The sequence below is a fragment of the Bacillus sp. KS1 genome, assembly GCF_020075515.1.
Lineage (GTDB): Bacteria > Bacillota > Bacilli > Bacillales > Bacillaceae > Bacillus > Bacillus velezensis.
Window position 1 is genome coordinate 284,570 of record NZ_JACAWW010000015.1, and the last position, 22,446, is coordinate 307,015.

Below are 22,446 nucleotides of genomic sequence, written 5' to 3' on the forward strand. Positions count from 1 at the left end.
TATCGTAAAGAGAAAAAAAGAAGATAACTTTTAAGATTAACTGGATGTATCCTTTTATTTACGCTAAAATATGAACTGTATGTTTAAAAGCCATTCTGACTTTTATAAACGGTTATCATGATAAAAGAATGAATAGAATTTCTGAGAGGTTTGATACAATGAAACTTACAAAGCTGCTTACATATTTAATGGCCGAACCTGTTCAAAATGACTTTCATGACCCTGACATAACTTCAATTGAGATGGACTCCAGGGAAGTGAGAAAAGGGAGTCTTTTTGTGTGTATAAAAGGGTATACGGTAGACGGACATGATTTCGCCCAAAAAGCCGCAGAAAACGGCGCGGCGGCCATCGTTGCCGAGAAAGAGCTTGACGTCGATGTTCCTGTCATTATCGTCCGCCGGTCACAGCGGGCGCTCAGCGTTCTTTCTGACGCGTTTTACGGGCAGCCGACAAAGCAGCTTCAGCTTATCGGCATCACCGGAACAAACGGCAAAACATCAACGACGCACATGGTTGATGAGATTTTCAAAAAAGCGGGAAGACAGACCGGTTTAATCGGAACGATGTACATTAAAATCGGGGATGAGACATTCCCGGTCAAAAATACAACGCCCGAAAGCGTCACACTGCAAAAAACGTTCAAGAAAATGAATGATGAGCATGTTGACACAGCTATTATGGAAGTGTCTTCTCACGCTCTGTCACTCGGCAGAGTTCACGGCTGCGATTATGATATCGCCGTATTCACGAACCTGACGCAGGACCATTTAGACTATCACAAGACGATGGAAGACTACAGACAGGCTAAAAGCCTCCTGTTTTCCCAGCTGGGCGGCTCCTTTAACCATGAAAAGCCGAAGCGGGCCGTTTTAAACGCAGATGACAAAGCCAGTGCTTATTTTGAAAAAGTGACGGCGGCGCACATCCTTACATACGGAATCGAGAACGATGCCGATGTCATGGCGAAACAAATCGAGATCTCTGCGCAAGGCACAAGCTTTGAACTCGTTACGCCAAAAGGAACAAAGCAGATCACAGTTTCACTCGTCGGCCGCTTCAACGTGTATAACGTACTGGCTGCAGCGGCGACAGCGATCGCAGCGGGTCTGCCGTTTGATACGATCACAAGCGCCCTTGAAGAGCTGCAAGGTGTCAGAGGCCGGTTTGAACTGGTGAATCACAATCAGCCGTTTCCTGTGGTCGTCGATTACGCGCACACGCCTGACAGTCTGGAAAACGTTCTGAATACATGCAAAGACATGACAGAGGGCAAGCTTTTCGTCGTCGTTGGATGCGGCGGAGACCGGGACAAAACGAAACGCCCGAAAATGGCGGAAATTGCGGTGCGGATTGCCGACGAACCGATTTTCACTTCAGATAACCCGAGAAGCGAGGACCCGCTGGCTATATTAAGAGATATGGAAAGAGGGGTAGAAGGCACCTACTATCACAGTATCGCAAACCGCGAGCAGGCTATCTTTTTTGCCATTGCCAACGCGAAAAAGGGAGATGTGGTTCTGATTGCCGGGAAAGGGCATGAAACCTATCAGCAGATCGGCAATGAAACATTCGACTTTGATGACGCCGAAGTAGCGGGAAGAGCTATTGTTGAGCTGAATAAAAAGTAAAACAGGAAAGAGTGTTAGAATGAGGGAAATGAATAGAATTACGGGGACACAATGTGAATATGATAAATACGTATGTCGTTTGAACGAAACGGGAGGAGAAAAGAGCAATGCTTGAGCAAGTGATTTTATTTACAATAATAATGGGATTTTTAATCAGTGTTCTGATATCTCCGATTCTTATCCCGTTTTTAAGACGTTTAAAATTCGGCCAAAGTATCAGGGAAGAGGGGCCGAAATCACATATGAAAAAATCAGGGACGCCGACGATGGGCGGGGTCATGATTATCGTATCCATCGCCATTACGGCGATTGTCATGACGCAGAAATTTTCGCATCTGAGCGCGGAAATGTTTCTTCTGCTGTTTGTCACGATCGGATACGGCCTGCTCGGCTTTCTGGATGACTATATTAAAGTAGTAATGAAACGGAATCTCGGATTGACGTCGAAGCAGAAATTGATCGGCCAGATCATTATAGCCATTGTATTTTACGGAGTATATCATTATTGCCATTTTTCAACCGGCATCAGGGTGCCGGGCACACATCTGTCAATCGATCTCGGCTGGGGATACTTTATCCTCGTTCTCTTTATGCTTGTCGGAGGTTCAAATGCCGTCAACCTGACAGACGGTCTGGACGGTCTCTTGTCCGGTACCGCGGCTATCGCATTCGGCGCTTTCGCCATCCTTGCGTGGAACCAGTCACAATATGACGTTGCGATTTTCTCGGTTGCCGTTGTCGGCGCCGTTCTCGGTTTTCTTGTATTCAACGCCCATCCCGCCAAGGTATTTATGGGGGATACCGGTTCGCTTGCGCTCGGAGGAGCGATCGTGACCGTTGCCATTTTGACGAAGCTTGAAATTCTGCTCGTCATTATCGGCGGAGTATTTGTTATTGAGACCTTATCTGTTATCTTACAAGTCATCAGCTTTAAAACGACAGGAAAACGAATCTTTAAGATGAGTCCGCTTCACCACCATTACGAATTGGTCGGATGGTCTGAATGGAGAGTTGTCGTCACATTCTGGACTGCGGGACTGCTGCTTGCCGTTTTAGGAATTTACATCGAGGTGTGGTTATAAGTGGAAAACGAACTTTTTTTGCAAAAACAAAACTTTCTGGTCCTCGGACTGGCGAAAAGCGGATATGCGGCTGCGTCGATTCTTCATGAAAAAGGCATTAACGTCGTCGTGAATGATCAAAAAGCCTTTGAAGAGAACGAACCTGCCCAAAGGCTTTCAGAAAGAGGAATTGAAGTCATCTGCGGTGAGCATCCGACGTCACTTTTTGATCAGCATCACATTACCATTCTGATCAAAAATCCCGGAATCCCGTATGAAAATATCATGGTGGAGGAAGCGCAAAGAAGAGGCATCCCGGTCTGGACGGAAATCGAGCTTGCGTATTATATCACCAATGCAAAATTCATCGGCATTACAGGTTCAAACGGGAAAACAACAACGACGACCCTGATTTATGAAATGCTGAAAGCTGACTCGATAAAGGCGCTGATCGCAGGGAATATCGGCACTGTCGCCAGTGAAGTGGCTTATCATGCTGACGGTGATGAATGGATCGTCACAGAGCTTTCTTCGTTCCAGCTCATGGGGACTCATGCGTTCAGACCTGAAATCGGCCTGATTTTAAATGTGTTTGACGCTCATTTGGATTACCATCACAGCCGTGAAAATTATGAAAAAGCCAAGCAGAACGTATATCTTCATCAGCTTGAGAGTGATACGGCCATCGTAAATCAAAGCGATGAAACAGTCGTGCGGCTTGCCGAAAGCGGAAAAGCCGGCACCGTTCCGTTTTCAGTTCACCAGGAACTGTCAAGCGGCGCATTCATTAAAGACGGAATGCTGATGTTCGGCGATGAAGCGATTCTGCCTGTTGATGACATCGTACTGCCGGGCGCGCACAATTTAGAAAATATTTTAGCCGCTGTAGCCGCGGCCAAAACGGCGGGCGCGTCTAATAAAGCGATTCAGAAGGTGCTGACAAGCTTTACCGGTGTCAAACACCGTCTGCAGTATGTAACAGCGATCCAGAATCGTAAATTTTATAATGACAGCAAAGCGACGAATATTTTGGCCACAAGCAAAGCGCTCTCCGCGTTCAAAGCTCCGGTTATTCTGCTTGCAGGCGGACTGGACCGCGGCAACGGTTTTGACGACCTGAAACCGTATATGGACAATGTCAAAGCGGTCCTGACGTTCGGACAGACAGCGCCGAAGATAGAAAAACTGGGCAATGAGCTGGGAATACAACATGTCAAACGTGTCGATAATGTTGAACAAGCAGTATCTGCGGCGTTTGCGCTCTCAAATGAAGGAGACGTCATCCTCTTGTCACCCGCGTGTGCAAGCTGGGATCAGTTCAAAACATTTGAAGAACGCGGTGACATGTTTATAGATGCCGTGCATATGCTTAAGTAAGGGCTTGTCTCTGTTCATCGGCAGCCCTAAATGACTTATGCTTGGGGTGTCGATTGCTTTGACTACTAAAAAAACAGCGCCTGATTTGTTATTAGTTATCATTACGTTATTGCTTTTAACAATAGGATTAATTATGGTCTACAGTGCAAGTGCGGTATGGGCGGATTATAAATTTGACGACTCGTTTTTCTTCGCGAAACGGCAGCTGCTGTTTGCGGGAATCGGCGTCATTGCCATGTTTTTCATTATGAATGTGGATTATTGGACATGGCGCACATGGTCGAAGCTGCTTCTGATCATTTGTTTTTTTCTGCTTGTGCTTGTGCTGATTCCGGGAGTCGGAATGGTGCGGAACGGTTCAAGAAGCTGGATCGGAGTGGGAGCGTTCAGCATTCAGCCTTCGGAGTTTATGAAACTCGCGATGATTGCGTTTCTGGCTAAATTTCTTTCTGAAAAACAGAAGAATATTACGTCATTCAGACGCGGATTCGTTCCCGCGCTCGGAATCGTGTTTTCTGCATTTATTATTATCATGTGCCAGCCAGACCTGGGAACGGGGACGGTAATGGTGGGCACGTGCATCGTGATGATTTTTGTTTCCGGTGCGCGAATCGCTCATTTTGCGTTTCTCGGACTCATCGGTTTAAGCGGATTTGCGGCGCTAGTTCTGTCCGCTCCTTATCGGATTAAACGGATTACCTCTTACTTAAACCCGTGGGAGGATCCGCTTGGAAGCGGATTTCAGATCATTCAGTCGCTCTATGCCGTAGGTCCGGGCGGACTGTTCGGGATGGGGCTGGGTCAAAGCCGGCAAAAGTTTTTTTACCTGCCGGAGCCGCAAACCGATTTCATTTTTGCTATTTTATCTGAGGAACTCGGCTTTATCGGCGGTTCGCTCATATTGCTGCTGTTCAGTATTTTATTATGGCGGGGCGTCAGGATTGCCCTCGGCGCGCCGGATTTATACGGAAGCTTTGTCGCCATCGGTATTATTTCTATGATAGCTATTCAAGTCATGATTAATATCGGCGTTGTGACGGGGCTGATCCCGGTAACAGGCATTACGCTGCCGTTTTTAAGCTACGGAGGCTCATCACTGACGCTGATGCTCGCAGCGGTCGGCGTGCTTTTAAATGTCAGCCGGTACTCGAGGTATTGATCTGTATCTTGCCTCATCACTCATGATTTATTCGTTATCTATAAAAAAACAGACAACATCAATAACCCTGTCCTAAAAAACAGGGTTATCGCTATGTGATTAAGGGGGACATACGAATGCGTATTGCAGTAAGCGGAGGCGGAACCGGAGGACATATTTATCCGGCCCTGGCCTTTATTAAAGAAGTTCAGCGCCGGCATCCGGATGTGGAATTTTTGTATATCGGAACAGAGAACGGTCTTGAGAAAAAAATTGTTGAACGGGAAAATATTCCGTTCCGCGCCATTGAAATTACAGGTTTCAAACGAAAACTTTCTTTTGAAAATGTAAAAACCGTCATGCGTTTCTTAAAAGGCGTGACGAAAAGCAAATCATATTTAAAAGAGTTTAAACCGGATGCCGTTATCGGTACAGGCGGCTATGTATGCGGTCCGGTCGTATACGCCGCAGCAAAAATGGGAATTCCGACGATCATTCATGAGCAAAACAGCCTGCCCGGCATCACAAATAAGTTTCTCTCGAAATATGTTAATAAGGTGGCAATTTGCTTTGAAGAGGCAAAATCGCATTTTCCTGCTGAAAAAGTTGTGTTTACGGGAAACCCGAGAGCCTCTGAAGTCGTCTCAATTAAGACAGGCCGCTCGTTAACTGAGTTCGGGCTGAAAGACAATCAAAAAACGGTGCTCATTTTCGGCGGAAGCAGAGGCGCGGCTCCCATTAACCGTGCCGTTATAGATATGCAGGAAGAATTGAAAACGAGACCTTACCAAGTCCTTTATATTACCGGGGAAGTGCATTACGAGAAGGTAACGGCTGAGCTGAAAGGCGGAAAAGCCGCTGATAATATGGTGACAAAACCGTTTTTGCACCAAATGCCGGAGTACTTACAATCAATTGATGTCATTGTGGCCAGAGCCGGAGCGACGACGATTGCGGAAATCACCGCTCTCGGCATTCCGAGTGTGCTTATTCCGAGCCCGTATGTGACAGCCAATCACCAGGAAGTCAATGCGAAGGCGCTCAGCCAGCATGACGCTGCAATCGTACTGAAGGAAACCGAGCTCAGCGGAGAAAAACTGATCGCTGCGCTGGACAAAATCGTCATGAATGAAGAAACCTTAAAAGACATGAGTGAGCGGACAAAATCACTCGGTGTTCCGGATGCGGCAGCCAGACTGTACAGTATCATGGAAGACATAAAAAAATAGAGCAAATGGAATGCGGAGGTTTATGATGGAGAACGTAATTCAGGAATTAAGAGACCGCGAAGTCGGCAAAGTGCTGGAACAAGAACCGCTCGCGAACCATACAACGATGAAAATCGGCGGTCCGGCGGACATTTTGATCATCCCCAACCGTGTGGAAGCGGTCAAAGATATTATGGATATTGTGAAAAAACATGATCTGCCATGGACGGTTATCGGCCGCGGTTCAAATCTGCTCGTGCTTGATGAAGGCATAAGAGGAGTTGTCATCAAACTGGGCGCGGGTCTGGATCATTTGGAGATTGACGGCGATCAGGTGACGGTCGGAGGCGGCTATTCGGTCGTCCGGCTTGCGACTTCCATGAGTAAAAAAGGAATGTCCGGTCTCGAATTTGCAGCGGGCATTCCCGGATCAATCGGCGGAGCCGTCTATATGAATGCCGGGGCGCACGGATCTGATATGAGTGAGATTCTTGTGAAAGCCCGTATCTTATTTGAAGACGGCACAATCGAATGGCTGACGAACGAAGAGATGGATTTCAGCTACAGAACGTCTGTTTTACAGAAAAAACGCCCCGGTGTCTGTCTCGAGGCAGTTCTTCAGCTTGAGCAGAAGGAACGGGAAGCCATTACGGCGCAAATGCAGCAGAACAAAGATTACAGAAAAAATACTCAGCCGTATTCAAGCCCATGCGCCGGAAGCATATTCAGAAATCCGCTGCCGAATCATGCCGGAAACCTCGTTGAAAAAGCGGGATTAAAAGGATATCAGATCGGCGGAGCGAAAGTGTCCGAAATGCACGGGAATTTTATCGTCAATGCCGGCGGAGCGACTGCCAAGGACGTTCTCGATCTGATTGAATATGTGAAAAAGACAATCCGTGAGCAGTATGATGTTGACATGCATACAGAAGTTGAAATCATCGGAGGGAATCGTTAAAAGGTTCTCTGATTACATGAGCTCATGTGATATACTTTTAACAAATGTCAAACGGCATCACAGCATGCCGTTTGTTTTTCAATCAGACGAATGTCAAGCTGTTTCATTCTTAGTGAGGTGGACAGGCAGTGAACCCAAATCATGAAAGAGAAAAAATCGTAAATATTGAAGAGCGGATTCCGAAAATCAAAGAGCAGCGGAAACAAAAAGCAAACCGCCGGCTGATTTCATTCATTGTGCTCTTTTTTATGATGGTGCTGATCATCGTGTACTTGCAGATGCCGATCAGCAAAGTGTCTTCTGTCACCGTTTCCGGAAACGAAAACGTGTCTGTAAAAGAGATCAACGCGCTTTCTGATATACATAACGGACAAACCGAGTTCTGGAGTCTGAACAAGAAACAAACAGAAGAAAAGATTGAGCAGAATAAGCTGGTGAAAAAGGCGGAACTTTCAAAAGTATTTCCTAACAAAGTCAGCATTCACATTGAAGAATACAAGACGATCGCGTATCTGCAGCGACATGATGTGTATTATGAAGTGCTCGAAAACGGCACTGTGCTGCCGAACGAAGTCACGCCGGATGACGCGGGCCCGATTTTGGTTGACTGGACAAACGCGAAAAAGCGGGTCAAAATGGCGGAGCAGCTTGATAAGCTTTCCGGTTCGCTTAAGCAGTCGATTTCTGAAATCTATTATACACCGGTAAAAATGGATCAGGACCGGATCAAGCTGTATATGAACGACGGGTATGTAGTTACCGCTTCTATTAAAACGTTTGCCGGCCGGATGAAGACCTATCCTTCTATCGTTTCCCAGCTGGACGGCGGGAAAAAGGGGATTATCCACTTAGAAGTCGCTACGTATTTTGAAGAATTTAACAAAGGTAAATCCGGCAAGAAAAAAGAAAATGATTAATAGTTCTAAAGAACTAATTCAAAGGTGATTCAAAAGAATCTATTACAATCAGCGGGGCAGCCGATATAACCGATAGCGGAATCATTATGACTATGTTTGTTTTTGCCCGGGATATGGCTGCCGGACAAGCGGAAAATTCTCAATGCAATGGGCGTGTCTTCTGCAGTGAGCATTGCATTTGGAATTTTCCTCCTGTTTCTTCTTTTTTCGGATGTTTCTGGCAATATCTATAGCTTTTCTGGAGGTTCATCTTAGTGTAGACTAAGGGAAAGCGGATATATTTGCATCTGGATTGCACAGTATGACACCGTGACAGGAAATCTTACGGTAAGGTGGGCCGTCTCTAAAAAAAATAAAAAAAATGCGATATAAAAGAGGATATACATAGAATATAACGAATAGTTTCATTAAACATAAATTGTGAGAAATCAGATAAGAATTTGTTGATGCTGTTGTTTTTGTTACACACTTGTAAAGCCACATTCATTGTATTGTTGTTCCGCAAATAATAGAATAGAATTTGATCGAAATGTGAGGAGGTGCCATAGAATGAACAACAATGAACTTTACGTCAGTCTTGACATCGGTACGTCCAATACAAAAGTGATCGTCGGAGAAATGACAGATGATTCCCTTAACATTATCGGAGTGGGAAATGTACCGTCTGAAGGGTTGAAAAAAGGCTCAATCGTTGATATAGATGAAACCGTTCATTCTATAAGAAAAGCGTTTGACCAAGCTGAAAGAATGGTAGGTTTTCCGCTGAAAAAAGCCATTGTCGGCGTTAATGGAAATTATATTCATATTCAAGATACGAACGGCGTTGTCGCTGTTTCCAGTGAAAACAAAGAAATTCACGTTGAAGACGTCCGCAGGGTAATGGAAGCGGCACAGGTCGTGTCAGTTCCGCATGAGCAGCTGATCGTTGACGTCGTTCCGAAACAGTTTATCGTTGACGGAAGAGACGAAATTACCGATCCGAAAAAAATGCTCGGCGTGCGCCTGGAAGTAGAAGGCACGCTGATTACCGGCTCCAAAACGATCTTACATAATTTACTTCGCTGTGTGGAGAGAGCGGGCGTTGAAATTACTGATATCTGCCTGCAGCCGCTTGCGGCCGGTTCGGCGGCTTTGTCAAAAGACGAAAAAAACCTCGGAGTCGCCATGATTGATATCGGCGGCGGCTCGACGACGGTGGCGGTATTTGAACAGGGGCACCTGAAGGAGACAGCCGTCATTCCGCTCGGAGGCGAAAACATCACGAAAGATGTATCGATCGGATTGCGCACTTCCACCGAAGAGGCTGAAAGAGTAAAAAAACAATTCGGACATGCATTCTACGATGAGGCTTCAGAAGATGAAGTATTTGAAGTCACCGTCATAGGAACGAATCAAAAGCAATCTTTTACACAGCAGGAAATTGCCAATATTATTGAAGCAAGAGTGGAAGAGATTCTTGAGATTGCCGCAGCCGAAATTGAGCATATGGGAATTACAGATCTGCCCGGCGGCTTTGTGCTGACCGGCGGACAGGCCGCAATGCCCGGAGTGCTTTCATTGGCACAGGAAGTGCTGAGGCACAATGTAAGGGTCGCAAGCCCGAATTATATCGGTGTAAGAGACCCTCAGTATATGACGGGTGTCGGCTTGATACAATTTGCCTGCCGAAATGCCAGAATTCAGGGAAGAAAAATAGGCTTTCATATGCCGGAAGAAGCCGTGCAGGAAATCGCGGTCTCTCACGAAGAAGAACATCATCAGCGGCCAGAGGCGCAGCAGCGTCCAAAAGCAAAACAAAAAACACAAGCCGAACACAACAAACCGAGCAAAATGAAAAAACTATTAAGCATGTTTTGGGAATAGATTGATAGTCATTCGGCAGATTAGGAGGATTTAGCATGTTGGATTTCGAAACAAACATAGACGGCTTAGCATCAATTAAAGTAATCGGAGTAGGAGGCGGCGGTAATAACGCGGTCAACCGAATGATTGAAAATGAAGTACAGGGTGTAGAGTACATTGCGGTGAACACGGACGCGCAAGCTCTTAACCTGTCAAAAGCGGAAGTGAAAATGCAGATCGGGGAAAAGCTGACCCGCGGTCTCGGAGCGGGAGCGAATCCGGAAGTCGGCAAAAAAGCCGCTGAAGAAAGTAAGGAACAAATCGAAGAAGCGCTGAAAGGCGCTGACATGGTGTTCGTTACAGCCGGAATGGGAGGCGGTACCGGAACGGGAGCCGCACCGGTTATCGCGCAAATCGCAAAGGACTTAGGCGCTTTGACTGTCGGTGTCGTAACAAGACCGTTTACATTTGAAGGAAGAAAACGCCAGCTGCAGGCTGCAGGCGGTATCACGGCAATGAAAGAAGCCGTTGACACACTGATCGTTATTCCGAATGACCGCATTCTTGAAATTGTCGATAAAAACACACCGATGCTTGAAGCATTCCGTGAAGCTGATAACGTGCTTCGCCAAGGGGTGCAAGGTATCTCTGACCTCATCGCGACGCCTGGTTTAATCAACTTGGACTTTGCCGATGTCAAAACCATCATGTCCAACAAAGGTTCAGCATTGATGGGTATCGGGATCGCTACGGGCGAAAGCCGTGCTGCTGAAGCCGCCAAAAAGGCGATCTCCAGTCCGTTACTGGAAGCGGCAATCGACGGAGCGCAAGGTGTTTTGATGAACATTACGGGAGGTACAAACCTGAGCCTCTACGAAGTGCAGGAAGCAGCCGACATCGTCGCTTCTGCATCTGACCCTGATGTCAACATGATTTTCGGTTCAGTTATCAATGAAAATCTGAAAGATGAAATCGTCGTCACCGTTATTGCGACCGGTTTTATCGAACAGGAAAAAGATGACTCAAAACCGCAGCGTCCGACTTTAAACCAAGGATTGAAGTCTCAAGGCCAAAACGCTGCGAAACGTGAGCCGAAACGAGAAGAAACACAGCATCAAAACACGGTGAACCGCCATACATCACAGCCGGCGGATGATGCCCTCGACATTCCTACATTTTTAAGAAACCGCAACAAACGCGGCTGATGTAAAAAAGGACAAGACCACATGGTTTTGTCCTTTTTCTTTTGTGCACAGTCTTCCTTCCTATCCCCGTAATCTATACAGTGAAAAAAGCAACTTTATACCTATGACGAATTGATTGTTTTTTAGTTTCATACGGTTTTCTACAGAATGTGACAATATCTGGATGGGAGATTGTCTACATTTAACGTACAGCATCGAAAATGACAAACGATTCCAATTATGAAGGAGGGATACACATTTTATAGGGCGTTACCAAATAAGGGGGGATACGATTGAAGAAAAAAACGAGAAACAGATGGACAGGCTCCGTTTTAAGCGCGATTGTCGTCAGTTCCCTGTTGTTTCCGGGTGCAGCCGGAGCGAACAGCACACCGGGGGCAGTTTCTTTCACCAAAGATCTTTCTTCCTCTAAGAGCATTCAGCATAAGATTTCCGATTCAGTCAAGAAGCGTTTTGAAAAAAATGATAAAGTCACGTTTCTTATCAAATTTAAAGAGAAAGCCAATACGAAAAAAGCGGTCAAAGAAGCAGAAAAAAACGCCAAGTCTCAATCGCTTTCCGCAGCAAAAACCGAATATCAAAAACGGTCAGCCGTCGTTTCTTCTTTAAAACTGGCGGCTCATGATGCGCAGCAGAATCTGAAAACATATTTGGAAAAACAAAAAAAGAAAGGCAAGGCTGATCACATCCATTCCTATTATATTGTCAACGGAATGGCAGTCACTGCTTCGAAAGAGGTAATGGAAAAAGCCGCCTCATTTCCTGAAGTAGAAAAAGTTCTTCCGAATGAAAAACGTCAGCTTACTCAACGACAATCAAAAGCACCTTTTCAAATGAAGAAAAAACAAAAAGAGATCAAAGCAAAGGAAGGCATCGAATGGAATATCAGCCAAATTGATGCGCCGCAGGCCTGGGCCTCAGGATACGACGGAACCGGCACGGTTGTCGCCTCCATTGATACGGGAGTTCAGTGGGATCATCCGGCGCTTAAGGAAAAATACCGGGGTTACGATCCTGAAAATCCCGCAGCGCCGAATCATGAAATGAACTGGTATGATGCCGTGTCCCATAAAGACGCTCCCTACGATGATCTTGAACACGGCACTCATGTAACAGGGACCATGACGGGTTCAGAACCTGACGGCTCAAATCAAATCGGTGTGGCTCCGGGGGCAAAATGGATCGCAGTAAAAGCATTTTCAGATGACGGAGGAACCGATGCCGATATTTTGGATGCCGGTGAATGGGTGCTCGCGCCTAAAGATAAAAACGGCACGCCGCATCCCGAGATGGCGCCGGATGTTGTCAATAATTCCTGGGCAGGCGGTTCGGGAATGGACGAGTGGTACCGCGATATGGTGAATGCGTGGAGAGCGGCAGGGATTTTTCCGGAATTCTCTGCGGGAAATGAAGACTTATTTACACCGGGAGGACCGGGTTCAATCGCAAATCCGGCCAATTATCCTGAAGCATTTGCGACAGGTGCGACTGACATCGACAAGAAACTCGCTGATTTCTCACTTCAAGGCCCCTCACCGTATCATGAAACAAAACCGGACATTTCGGCTCCGGGAGTGAATATCCGTTCTTCGATTCCTGGAGGAACATACGAAGGCGGCTGGGACGGAACTTCAATGGCCGGGCCGCATGTGGCGGCGACGGCGGCTTTGTTAAGGCAGGCGAACGCCTCTATTACGGTCGATGAAATGGAAGACGTTTTGACGCGCACCGCGGAAAAGCTGACAGATTCCGTTTTTCCGGAATCACCGAATAACGGTTACGGCCACGGTCTCGTTAACGCTTTTGATGCCGTTTCTGCCGTAACGGACGGAATCGGGAGCGTAGAAGGCAAGGTCTCTTCTGCGGGCGAAGATCACAATCCGCCCAGCTTTCACCATGAACCGGTCTCAGTGGCTTACAAAGGGGCAAACCTTCCGTTGACGGTTACAGCAGAAGACGATGTAAGCGTAACTGAAGTCATCCTTTCCTATCAGTTTGATGAAGGAGAGCGGAAAACTACAGCCGCCGTTCAAAAAAGCGGTGATGAAAAAAAGGGAACATACCAGGCGGAAATTCCGGATGTAATGGGAAGCAAGATAAGTTATAAATGGACCATAAAAGATTTCGGAGGTCACTCTGTAGAATCTGATACGTACCGGGCTGACGTGAAACCGAGCATTACGGCGGGATACAAAGAGGATTTTGAATCACAGCCGGCGGGCTGGTCCAGTTACGGGACACATGACCAATGGGAATGGGGGATCCCGGGTTCAGGGCCCGGCGCCGCATTTTCCGGAGATAAAGTGTATGCGACGAATCTGTCCGGCCCTTATGCAGATTCAGCCAACATGAATTTGGTGATGCCTCCGATTCAAGTTCCGGATACAGGACGGTTGTTTTTGCAATTTAAAAGCTGGCACAAGCTCGAAGAATTTTTTGATTACGGGTACGTGTTCGTTCTGCCGGAAGGAAAATCGAATTGGGAGCAGGCGGCTGTTTACAATGGTGACTCCGCAGGATGGAACGATGAAGAGGCAGATTTATCTGCGTATAAAGGCCAAAACATAAAGCTCATGTTTAATATGCAGTCAGACGAAGTACTGAATGAAGACGGATGGTATATCGATGATGTCCGGCTTTCAAGCAGCTCTCTCGGCAAGGCGGCCAAAAAAAATAAACACAATAGACAAACACCTCCCGGCCACCTGAAGAAAAAAGCCGTCAGTCCGAAACAGGCCAAACCGGCAGTGAAATCACCCGGAAAAAGAGTAAAACGTGAAACAAACCTCCTGCCTATCAGAGCGCAAATCAGTGTCGCCGAGACGGGGAAATCCGTATATTCCGACCCTGCAAGCGGAAGCTACAGCCTGTCGCATAAGGCGGGAAGCTATACGCTGAAAGCAGAGGCTTACGGATTTAAGTCCGCTTCGAAACAAGTTTCTATTCAATCAGACAAAACCGCACAGGCAGACTTTACACTGGAGCAAATGCCGTCCGGCACGCTAAAAGGAACCATCACCAATCAGTCAACAGGCAAACCGGTAAAAGGGGCTGCGCTTTATGTGGCCGAGGATGCCGCAATTGAACCGGCGGTGACAAACGATAAAGGGGAATATTCGCTTAAGGCGTACGAAGGCTCCTACACAATCAAAGTAGCGGCAAAAGGCTATTACAATAGCGAATTTTCTGTTGACATCAAAGGGGATGCTGAAAAAAACGTCAAGCTTAAGCCGTATATCGGTTATGAAGGGGAAATTGCCTATGATAACGGGATAGAAGAAGCCGCGCTGTCATATTTTAAAGCCGGCAGCAAATCTGCCGTTAAGATGACGCTTAAAGACGGAAAAGAACACGGTATGCTGACGGGAGGCCTTTTTAAATTTTGGGGCGCAGACTGGCCTGATCCGGGAGGTACCGAATTTCAAGCAGAAGTATATGATGCATCCGGCCCTGATGGAGCTCCGGGCAGCAAAATTGCCGGCCCGTTCCAAGCTGAAGCGCTTCGAAACGGAGAATGGACCAAAGTGGATCTCAGCTCAAAAGGAATCGCGGTCGGAAAGGATTTTTATCTTGTGTTCCGCCAGACGAAACCTGACCCTTATACACCTGCCCTGTCATCTGATGACGGCAGTCCGTACTCGAACAGAAACTGGCAATACCTCGACGGCCGCTGGTCTAAAACCGATAAATCAGACGGAAACTTTATGATCAGGGCTTTGGTCGACTACGAAGCTTCTGTGCCTGACATAACGTCGCCTGAAGACCGGTCATTTACAAAAAAGAAGTCAATCACGGTGAAAGGAACGGCTTCACCAAAAACCGCTGTCCGTCTTACCAATAACGGTAAAACCGCCGCAGAAACGAAAGCAGATGCAGATGGCAATTTCCAGGCCGGCGTCACACTCACTAAAGATGCCAATCGGCTGACGGCGGCATCTGTGACAGACAGCGGGTCAACCGATGAGTCACGCCCTGTCACGGTCATACTGGATGAGGATAAGCCGGATGTGACGATTGACAGTCCGGCAAACGGTGATAAAACAAATAAAGAAACAGTGACCGTAAAAGGAAAAGTGCACGACGCCCATTTAAAATGGGTAAAGGTGAACGGAAAAAAAGCTGAAGTAAATAACGGTTCTTATCAAGCGAGAACCCTCCTGGAAAACGGCAGCAATGAGATCAAGGTCACGGCCTCAGATGAAGCGGGTAACAAAACAACGAAAAAGACGGTGATCGATGTCAATTACAATGCTCCCGTCATTTCCGGATTGGTTCCCGGAGCGGATAAGGAATTAAAAGCCGGAGAATCAGTGAAAATCGCTTTTTCAAGCGGAAAGAAACTAGACGCTTCCTTTGTTATCCGTCTGCCTCTGACAAACGCCCGGGCAGGGAGCCAAAACGCAACAGAGCTTCCGCTGAGAGAAATTTCTCCGGGACGATATGAGGGTTACTGGACGGCGACTTCTTCCATCAAAGCAAGCGGAGCAAAAATTGACGTTATCGCTAGAGATGACTACGGAAATGAAACGAGACAGACGGCTAAAGGAAAACTTTATATCAATGAGTAAAACAGAGCGCTGCCAGATCACGGCAGCGCTTTTTTAGTTGAAGCGGACAATAGGAAAGCAACCCTTTCGGCCCTCGACAAATAAAACGGTTATCCCTTAAAAATTGTACTTTACCCTCAACATTAATTGACAGACTTTCCCACAGAGCTTGCTTTATACTTATGAAACAAGAGAGAGAAACAGATATGTAAGACAAAAGAGGAAAGGGGTCAGATGTGAAAATCTATCTGGATGTCATTTGGCTGTTGAACTTTTGTTTTGATTCTCTTTTGCTTTTATTGACCGCCTTTATTTTAAAACGCCAGGTGAAAAAAAGAAGAGTGGCCGCCGGCGGTTTCATCGGGTCAGCCATTGTGCTTCTGATGTTTACGCCTGTTTCTCCCTTTGTGGAGCATCCGGCGGGAAAAATGGCGTTTTCAGTAGTCATCGTGCTTGCGGCTTTTGGCTTTAAACGGTTCCGATACTTTTTTCAAAATTTGTTCGCCTTTTATTTCGCGACTTTTCTCGTCGGCGGGGGAATGATCGGCGTACATTCCCTGCTGCAGACAGAATCAATTGTGCAGCAAGGCGTAATGGTCACAAGCCAGACCGGATTCGGCGACCCGATCAGCTGGATGTTTGTAGTTATCGGATTTCCGGCCATATGGTTTTTTTCGAAAAAGAGAATTGAAGACATCGAGACGAAGTCCATTCAGTACGATGAACTTGTCATGGTGCAGGCGGAATTCAGCGGACAGACAATCCGCGCGAAAGGATTGGTGGATTCCGGGAATCAGCTGTATGATCCGCTGACGAAAACGCCGGTCATGATCCTTCACATTGACAAATTCGCTCCGATTCTCAGCGAAAAGGAAACGGCCCTCATCAAATCCGCCAGTCCGCTTGAAGTGATAGAGCAGCTTGATGATTCGTTCCGCCATGCGGATAAGCTGAGGCTGATTCCGTACAGGGGCGTCGGCCAGGACAATCAATTTTTACTCTGTTTAAAGCCGGATTACGTCACGATTTTAACAAAAGACGAAATGATCGCTTGTGAAAAATGCCTGATCGGCATCAGCACGAAACCATTATCCGCGGACGGTGAATTTGACGGAATCGTTCATCCGAAGATGCTGACAGGGAAGGCTGTAAAACATGTTTCCTGACGAAAAGTCTGTTATTCATCATACTCAAAACGCGTTGTATTTAGAAGGGGGAGGAAGATGAAAAAACTTAAGCTGCGTCTGACATATTTGTGGTATAAATGGCTGATGAAACTCGGACTGAAAAGCGATGAAGTGTATTACATAGGAGGAAGCGAGGCGCTGCCGCCGCCTTTGTCTAAAGAAGAGGAGCAGGTGCTCTTATTAAAGCTGCCGAGCGGGGATCAGGCGGCGCGGGCCATTCTGATTGAGAGAAACTTACGTCTTGTCGTTTACATTGCCCGCAAATTCGAAAATACCGGCATCAACATCGAGGACTTAATCAGCATCGGCACCATCGGTTTGATCAAAGCGGTAAACACTTTTAATCCGGAAAAGAAAATCAAACTCGCCACCTACGCGTCGCGATGTATCGAAAACGAAATTTTAATGTACTTGCGCCGAAACAATAAAATCCGTTCAGAGGTGTCCTTTGATGAACCGCTGAATATTGATTGGGACGGAAACGAACTGCTGCTTTCGGATGTGCTCGGCACTGATGATGATATTATTACAAAAGACATTGAAGCCAATGTGGATAAAAAACTTTTGAAAAAAGCGCTTGAGCAATTAAACGAAAGAGAAAAGCAGATTATGGAACTGCGTTTCGGGCTTGTCGGGGAAGAAGAAAAAACACAAAAAGATGTAGCCGACATGATGGGGATTTCACAATCTTATATCTCCCGGCTCGAAAAGCGGATTATCAAAAGACTGAGAAAAGAGTTTAACAAAATGGTGTAAAATTTTTTCCATCTGACAGCCCTTACTGCTGCAAGGATTGCCGCAGCCGGATGTTTATTTCTGTAAAATGGCGGTGCATATTTTTCCCACCCGAGGAGATACTTAACGTTGTACAGCAGCTCCTAGTGGGAGGGAAAAACGTGTCAAGAAATAAAGTCGAAATTTGCGGGGTGGATACCTCCAAATTACCGGTGCTCAAGAATGAAGAGATGAGAAAGCTGTTTAGGCAATTACAGGATGAGGGCGATGATTCAGCGAGGGAAAAGCTTGTAAACGGCAATCTGCGCCTTGTCTTAAGCGTCATTCAGAGGTTTAACAACAGAGGAGAGTATGTTGATGACTTATTTCAGGTCGGCTGCATCGGACTAATGAAATCCATTGATAATTTTGACCTAAGCCATAATGTTAAGTTTTCAACATACGCTGTACCGATGATCATCGGAGAAATCCGCAGATATTTGCGGGATAACAATCCGATCCGCGTCTCGAGGTCGCTTCGCGATATCGCATATAAAGCGCTTCAAGTAAGAGAGCGGTTAATCAGTGAGACAAGCAGGGAGCCGACAGCAGAGGAAATCGCCAAAGTTCTTGAAGTGCCCCATGAAGAAATTGTGTTTGCCCTTGACGCCATCCAGGATCCGGTTTCACTGTTTGAGCCGATTTATAATGACGGCGGCGATCCGATTTACGTGATGGACCAGATCAGCGATGAGCGCAACAAGGATACACAATGGATTGAGGAGCTGGCTCTGAAAGAAGGCATGAGAAGACTGAACGAACGGGAAAAAATGATTTTGCGAAAGCGCTTTTTCCAAGGGAAAACCCAAATGGAAGTCGCTGAAGAAATCGGCATATCCCAAGCTCAGGTCTCAAGGCTTGAAAAGGCAGCCATTAAACAAATGAATAAGAATATCCATCAATAACGGAAAAAGCCTTTAAACCTTGTTTAAAGGCTTTTTTCATGCGATGGTTTACGTTTGCAAAAAAGTGATGTATTCTAATGTGTAAAAGTTTTTAGAAAATTTAAACAAAGCAAACGGGGGAAACTGCAATGATTTTACAGCTGGACAGTGTGTCATTAAAAAGAAACGGGAAATGGATTTTGAAAGATATTAACTGGCGCGTCGAGAAAAACGAAAATTGGGTGCTGTACGGATTAAACGGAGCCGGAAAAACGGCTTTGCTGAATATGTTATGCTCTTATTACTTCCCCACTTCAGGAGAGATGCAGGTGCTCGGACATCAATTCGGCAAAACAGAGCTCGGTGACAGGCTCAGAAGGAAAATCGGCCTTGTTTCGGCAGGTCTTCAGCACAAATTATATGCCGCGGACTCCGCTTTTGAAATCGCCCTCAGCGGCGCGTACGCCTCAATCGGGCTGTACGAAACTCCGAGTGAGCAGGTAAGGGAAAAAGCGATCGGTCTTCTGAAGGATTTGGGCGCCATCGGTTACGCCGACAGACGGTATGAAACATTATCACAAGGGGAAAGACAAAGAGCGCTGATTGCGCGGGCGCTTATGGCTGATCCGGAACTGCTGATTTTGGACGAACCCGTGACGGGTCTTGATTTTATGGCAAGGGAGCAGCTGCTGGACACGATTACGTCGATCGCCGAAAAAGAAAATGCGCCGTCCATCCTTTATGTCACCCATCACGCTGAAGAAATTCTGCCGGTGTTTGATCAGGCGCTGCTTTTAAAACAGGGCGAGGTGTTCGCCTCCGGGAAAATCAGGGACATGCTTTCTGACGAGCGGCTTACAGCGTTTTTCGATATGCCTGTCAATGTCTTATGGAACAATGGCCGTCCGTTTTTAACGCGTGCAAAAGAGGCATCATCCGTAAAATAACATAAATTCACCCTGGGGGTGCTGCCATGCGGCTGAGAGAGACGTTTGTCTCAACCCTTAACGGACCTGATCCGGATCATGCCGGCGGAGGGAAGCGGTGAAAAAAGCGGAGGAAGATCCGTTTTTTACCCGTTTCATTTCATGAATGAACGGGTTTTTTGATACAGCCAAAGGGGAGATTTCCAATGCATCAGATTGATATGCTTTTACATCAGGCGGAGAAACGGCGGCACGACTTGATACATATTGCTGAAAGACTGATAGCTTTTCCCACTCCGGCCCCGCCAGCAAGAAATACGGCAGAAGCCCAAAAGTGGGTGGCCGGCTTTTTAAAAGAAACGGGCTGCTCGGTCGATATGTGGGATGTGTATCCGGAAGATCCGAATGTAGTCGGTGTTTTAAAAGGGACAGATTCAAGCAGGCATCAAAGCCTGATTTTAAACGGACACATTGATGTGGCAGAAGCCGGGGGCGAAGACTGGCACTCTGACCCGTTTCAGCCGCTCGTAAAAGACGGCATGCTGATCGGAAGGGGCGCCGCTGATATGAAAGGGGGTTTGGCGTGTGTTCTTTTCTCTCTGAAGCTGATCCATGATGCCGGCATTAAGCTTCCGGGCGACCTCATTGTACAGTCTGTAATCGGAGAAGAAGTCGGTGAGGCGGGGACGCTGGAATGCTGCAAACGCGGCTATCACGCGGATTTTGCGGTTGTCGCGGATACGAGCAGCCTGCATATTCAAGGGCAGGGCGGTGTCATCACCGGCTGGATAGAATTGAAAAGCAAACAAACATTTCATGACGGCATGAGGCGCAATATGATTCATGCGGGCGGAGGCACATTCGGAGCGAGCGCCATCGAAAAAATGGCGAAAATCATCGCTGCCTTGGGAGAGCTGGAGCGCCACTGGGCGGTAACGAAAAGCTATCCCGGCTTTGCGCCCGGCACCAATACGATCAACCCCGCCGTCATTGAAGGCGGAAGACACGCAGCGTTTGTCGCTGATGAATGCCGGTTATGGATCACCGTCCACTTTTATCCGAACGAAACGCACGAACAAGCAGCCGCAGAAATCGAAGACTATATTAATCGTGTCGCTGACAGTGATTTGTGGCTCAAAGAAAACAGGCCGGTGTTCAAATGGGGCGGATCTTCGATGATTGAAGACAGAGGAGAGGTGTTCCCGGCGCTGGAAATCGACCCGGACCATCCGGCAGTTTCTGTCTTGGCTGCATCACACTCAGCCGTCAAAAAACAGGAGCCCGTCATTGATGTTTCCCAAACCGTAACTGACGGAGGGTGGCTTTATCATGCCGGGATTCCGAGCGTCATTTACGGTCCCGGCGATTTAAAAAACGCCCACTCCGTAAACGAGGAAGTGTCTGTTGATGAGCTTATGGACTATACGAAAATCATGCTGAGATTTATCCTCGGCTGGTGCAGCCGCAAAAAAGATTGCCCGATGTGACAAGGTTCAGCCCGGCCGTTCATATAATAGGAAAAAGAACGGGCAAAGGGCGTGATACGGATGATCAGCATATCTGAATTTCAAATAAAAGATGTGGTAAACGTGTCGAACGGAAAAAAACTCGGAAGCATCGGTGATATTGATATTAACGTGACAACGGGAAAAATTCAGGCGATTATTTTAGGCGGCAGCGGAAAAGTTCTCGGTTTTTTCGGAAAAGAAGAGGAAATGATCATTCCTTGGCGAAATATAGTTAAAATTGGGGAAGATGTCATCTTAGTGCGTGTAAATGAACCAAAGGGGGGAGCGTAATCCTCCCTTTACTTGTAAAATGCCGGAAATCTCAATGTTTCCGGCACATTTATTTATCTCATTTTTCAATCAGCCGCTAAACGTATGCTCAAAATTGTGTTAAAATGATTGGGAAATTACGCTTTTTTAATGTTTGTCGAAAGGTTGGATCTCCATGAATACATATCACCCGTTTAGTCTTACCACCCCCTCGGCACTCATGATAGAAGACTGGAACTGTGTGAATCAGCTTAACACAAAGGTCATCGCCGGATTCACAACGAAAAACGGCGGGGTCAGCAATCCTCCGTATGAGTCATTAAATACCGGATTGCACGTCCGGGACGAAGCTCATGATGTTGTGACAAACCGTGAAGTCATAGCGTCCTTATGCGGTACTGATCTGGATTCCTGGGTGTTCGCCGAACAGACACATGAAAACCGCGTCCGGCGCGTGACAGCCGGGGATAAAGGAAAAGGAGCGAGAGACTATTCTTCCGCATTCCGCGGGACGGACGGGCTCTACACGAAAGATGCGAATCTTTTTTTGGCCCTTTGTTTTGCGGACTGTGTGCCCTTGTATTTTTATGACCCGGTGAAATCCATTATCGGCGCTGCCCATGCCGGATGGAAGGGGACGGTCAAACAAATCGGACGCATCATGACGGAACGCTGGGTAAACGAAGAAGGCTCCCGTTTAACAGATATTCAGGCTGTCATCGGTCCGTCCATCAGCGCGGGAAGCTATACAGTCGACGACCGCGTCATCAATGAAGTGCGGGCGCTGCCTTTTACGGCTGAATCCGCCATATGCGAAACGGAAAAAGGCCAGTATCAGCTTGATTTAAAAGAGGTCAACCGTCTTCTTCTGATACATTGCGGCATTCCGGAAGAAAACATTTCAGTCAGCGGCTTATGCACTGAACGAGAGCGTGAACTATTCTTTTCACACCGCCGCGACAAAGGGAAAACGGGACGCATGATGTCCTTTATCGGAATGAAGGAGGCGTAAG

17 protein-coding genes and 1 riboswitch are annotated in these 22,446 nt (G+C 46.9%); all 17 genes read left to right on the top strand.

What is annotated here, in order from left to right:
• The first annotated feature begins 158 nt into the window (after positions 1 to 158).
• The 17 genes from HWY38_RS08755 to pgeF all read left to right on the top strand — a co-directional run bounded on the left by HWY38_RS08755 (position 159) and on the right by pgeF (position 22,445).
• Positions 159 to 1,631, top strand: coding sequence for a UDP-N-acetylmuramoyl-L-alanyl-D-glutamate--2,6-diaminopimelate ligase (locus tag HWY38_RS08755; RefSeq protein WP_003154436.1), 1,473 nt, complete (start codon positions 159 to 161; stop codon positions 1,629 to 1,631).
• 107 nt (positions 1,632 to 1,738) lie between these two features.
• Positions 1,739 to 2,713: a phospho-N-acetylmuramoyl-pentapeptide-transferase gene (gene mraY, locus HWY38_RS08760; RefSeq protein ID WP_007409707.1), complete on the top strand. Its 975-nt coding sequence runs from the start codon at positions 1,739 to 1,741 to the stop codon at positions 2,711 to 2,713.
• Positions 2,714 to 4,069, top strand: a complete 1,356-nt coding sequence (murD, locus tag HWY38_RS08765; RefSeq protein WP_224181674.1) for a UDP-N-acetylmuramoyl-L-alanine--D-glutamate ligase — start codon at positions 2,714 to 2,716, stop codon at positions 4,067 to 4,069. It begins immediately after the preceding gene.
• Positions 4,070 to 4,127: 58 nt separating this feature from the next.
• Positions 4,128 to 5,228, top strand: a complete 1,101-nt coding sequence (spoVE, locus tag HWY38_RS08770) for a stage V sporulation protein E (RefSeq protein ID WP_003154430.1) — start codon at positions 4,128 to 4,130, stop codon at positions 5,226 to 5,228.
• A gap of 116 nt (positions 5,229 to 5,344) precedes the next feature.
• On the top strand, positions 5,345 to 6,436 hold the full coding sequence (murG, locus tag HWY38_RS08775) for an undecaprenyldiphospho-muramoylpentapeptide beta-N-acetylglucosaminyltransferase (RefSeq protein ID WP_014417719.1): 1,092 nt from the start codon (positions 5,345 to 5,347) through the stop codon (positions 6,434 to 6,436).
• Positions 6,437 to 6,461: 25 nt separating this feature from the next.
• On the top strand, positions 6,462 to 7,373 hold the full coding sequence (gene murB / locus HWY38_RS08780) for a UDP-N-acetylmuramate dehydrogenase (RefSeq protein WP_101669572.1): 912 nt from the start codon (positions 6,462 to 6,464) through the stop codon (positions 7,371 to 7,373).
• A 128-nt stretch (positions 7,374 to 7,501) separates the two neighbouring features.
• Positions 7,502 to 8,290 carry a cell division protein FtsQ/DivIB gene (locus tag HWY38_RS08785; RefSeq protein ID WP_007409710.1) on the top strand — a complete coding sequence of 263 codons (789 nt, stop codon included), beginning with the start codon at positions 7,502 to 7,504 and terminating at the stop codon, positions 8,288 to 8,290.
• 549 nt (positions 8,291 to 8,839) lie between these two features.
• On the top strand, positions 8,840 to 10,153 hold the full coding sequence (gene ftsA, locus HWY38_RS08790) for a cell division protein FtsA (protein WP_003154425.1): 1,314 nt from the start codon (positions 8,840 to 8,842) through the stop codon (positions 10,151 to 10,153).
• Between the two features lie 35 nt (positions 10,154 to 10,188).
• The gene (gene ftsZ, locus HWY38_RS08795; RefSeq protein ID WP_044801395.1) at positions 10,189 to 11,337 is read left to right on the top strand and encodes a cell division protein FtsZ; all 1,149 of its coding nucleotides are present in this window, start codon (positions 10,189 to 10,191) and stop codon (positions 11,335 to 11,337) included.
• A 272-nt stretch (positions 11,338 to 11,609) separates the two neighbouring features.
• Positions 11,610 to 15,905, top strand: a complete 4,296-nt coding sequence (locus tag HWY38_RS08800; RefSeq protein ID WP_224181675.1) for a S8 family peptidase — start codon at positions 11,610 to 11,612, stop codon at positions 15,903 to 15,905.
• A gap of 215 nt (positions 15,906 to 16,120) precedes the next feature.
• Positions 16,121 to 17,050, top strand: coding sequence for a sigma-E processing peptidase SpoIIGA (gene spoIIGA, locus HWY38_RS08805; RefSeq protein ID WP_025284698.1), 930 nt, complete (start codon positions 16,121 to 16,123; stop codon positions 17,048 to 17,050).
• Between the two features lie 57 nt (positions 17,051 to 17,107).
• A complete protein-coding gene (sigE, locus tag HWY38_RS08810; RefSeq protein ID WP_007409714.1) occupies positions 17,108 to 17,827 on the top strand; it encodes an RNA polymerase sporulation sigma factor SigE in 720 nt (239 codons plus the stop codon).
• A gap of 140 nt (positions 17,828 to 17,967) precedes the next feature.
• Positions 17,968 to 18,750 carry an RNA polymerase sporulation sigma factor SigG gene (gene sigG, locus HWY38_RS08815; protein ID WP_003154420.1) on the top strand — a complete coding sequence of 261 codons (783 nt, stop codon included), beginning with the start codon at positions 17,968 to 17,970 and terminating at the stop codon, positions 18,748 to 18,750.
• Between the two features lie 128 nt (positions 18,751 to 18,878).
• A complete protein-coding gene (locus tag HWY38_RS08820; protein ID WP_007611292.1) occupies positions 18,879 to 19,676 on the top strand; it encodes an ABC transporter ATP-binding protein in 798 nt (265 codons plus the stop codon).
• A gap of 4 nt (positions 19,677 to 19,680) precedes the next feature.
• A riboswitch (TPP riboswitch) is annotated at positions 19,681 to 19,786 on the top strand.
• A gap of 75 nt (positions 19,787 to 19,861) precedes the next feature.
• Positions 19,862 to 21,142 (top strand): acetylornithine deacetylase, encoded by a 1,281-nt coding sequence (locus HWY38_RS08825; protein ID WP_044801397.1) that lies wholly within the window; start codon positions 19,862 to 19,864, stop codon positions 21,140 to 21,142.
• A gap of 60 nt (positions 21,143 to 21,202) precedes the next feature.
• Positions 21,203 to 21,454 (top strand): YlmC/YmxH family sporulation protein, encoded by a 252-nt coding sequence (locus tag HWY38_RS08830; RefSeq protein ID WP_003154415.1) that lies wholly within the window; start codon positions 21,203 to 21,205, stop codon positions 21,452 to 21,454.
• 154 nt (positions 21,455 to 21,608) lie between these two features.
• Complete coding sequence (pgeF, locus tag HWY38_RS08835; RefSeq protein ID WP_224181676.1) at positions 21,609 to 22,445, top strand: peptidoglycan editing factor PgeF; 837 nt, start codon at positions 21,609 to 21,611, stop codon at positions 22,443 to 22,445.
• Position 22,446 lies beyond the last annotated feature (1 nt).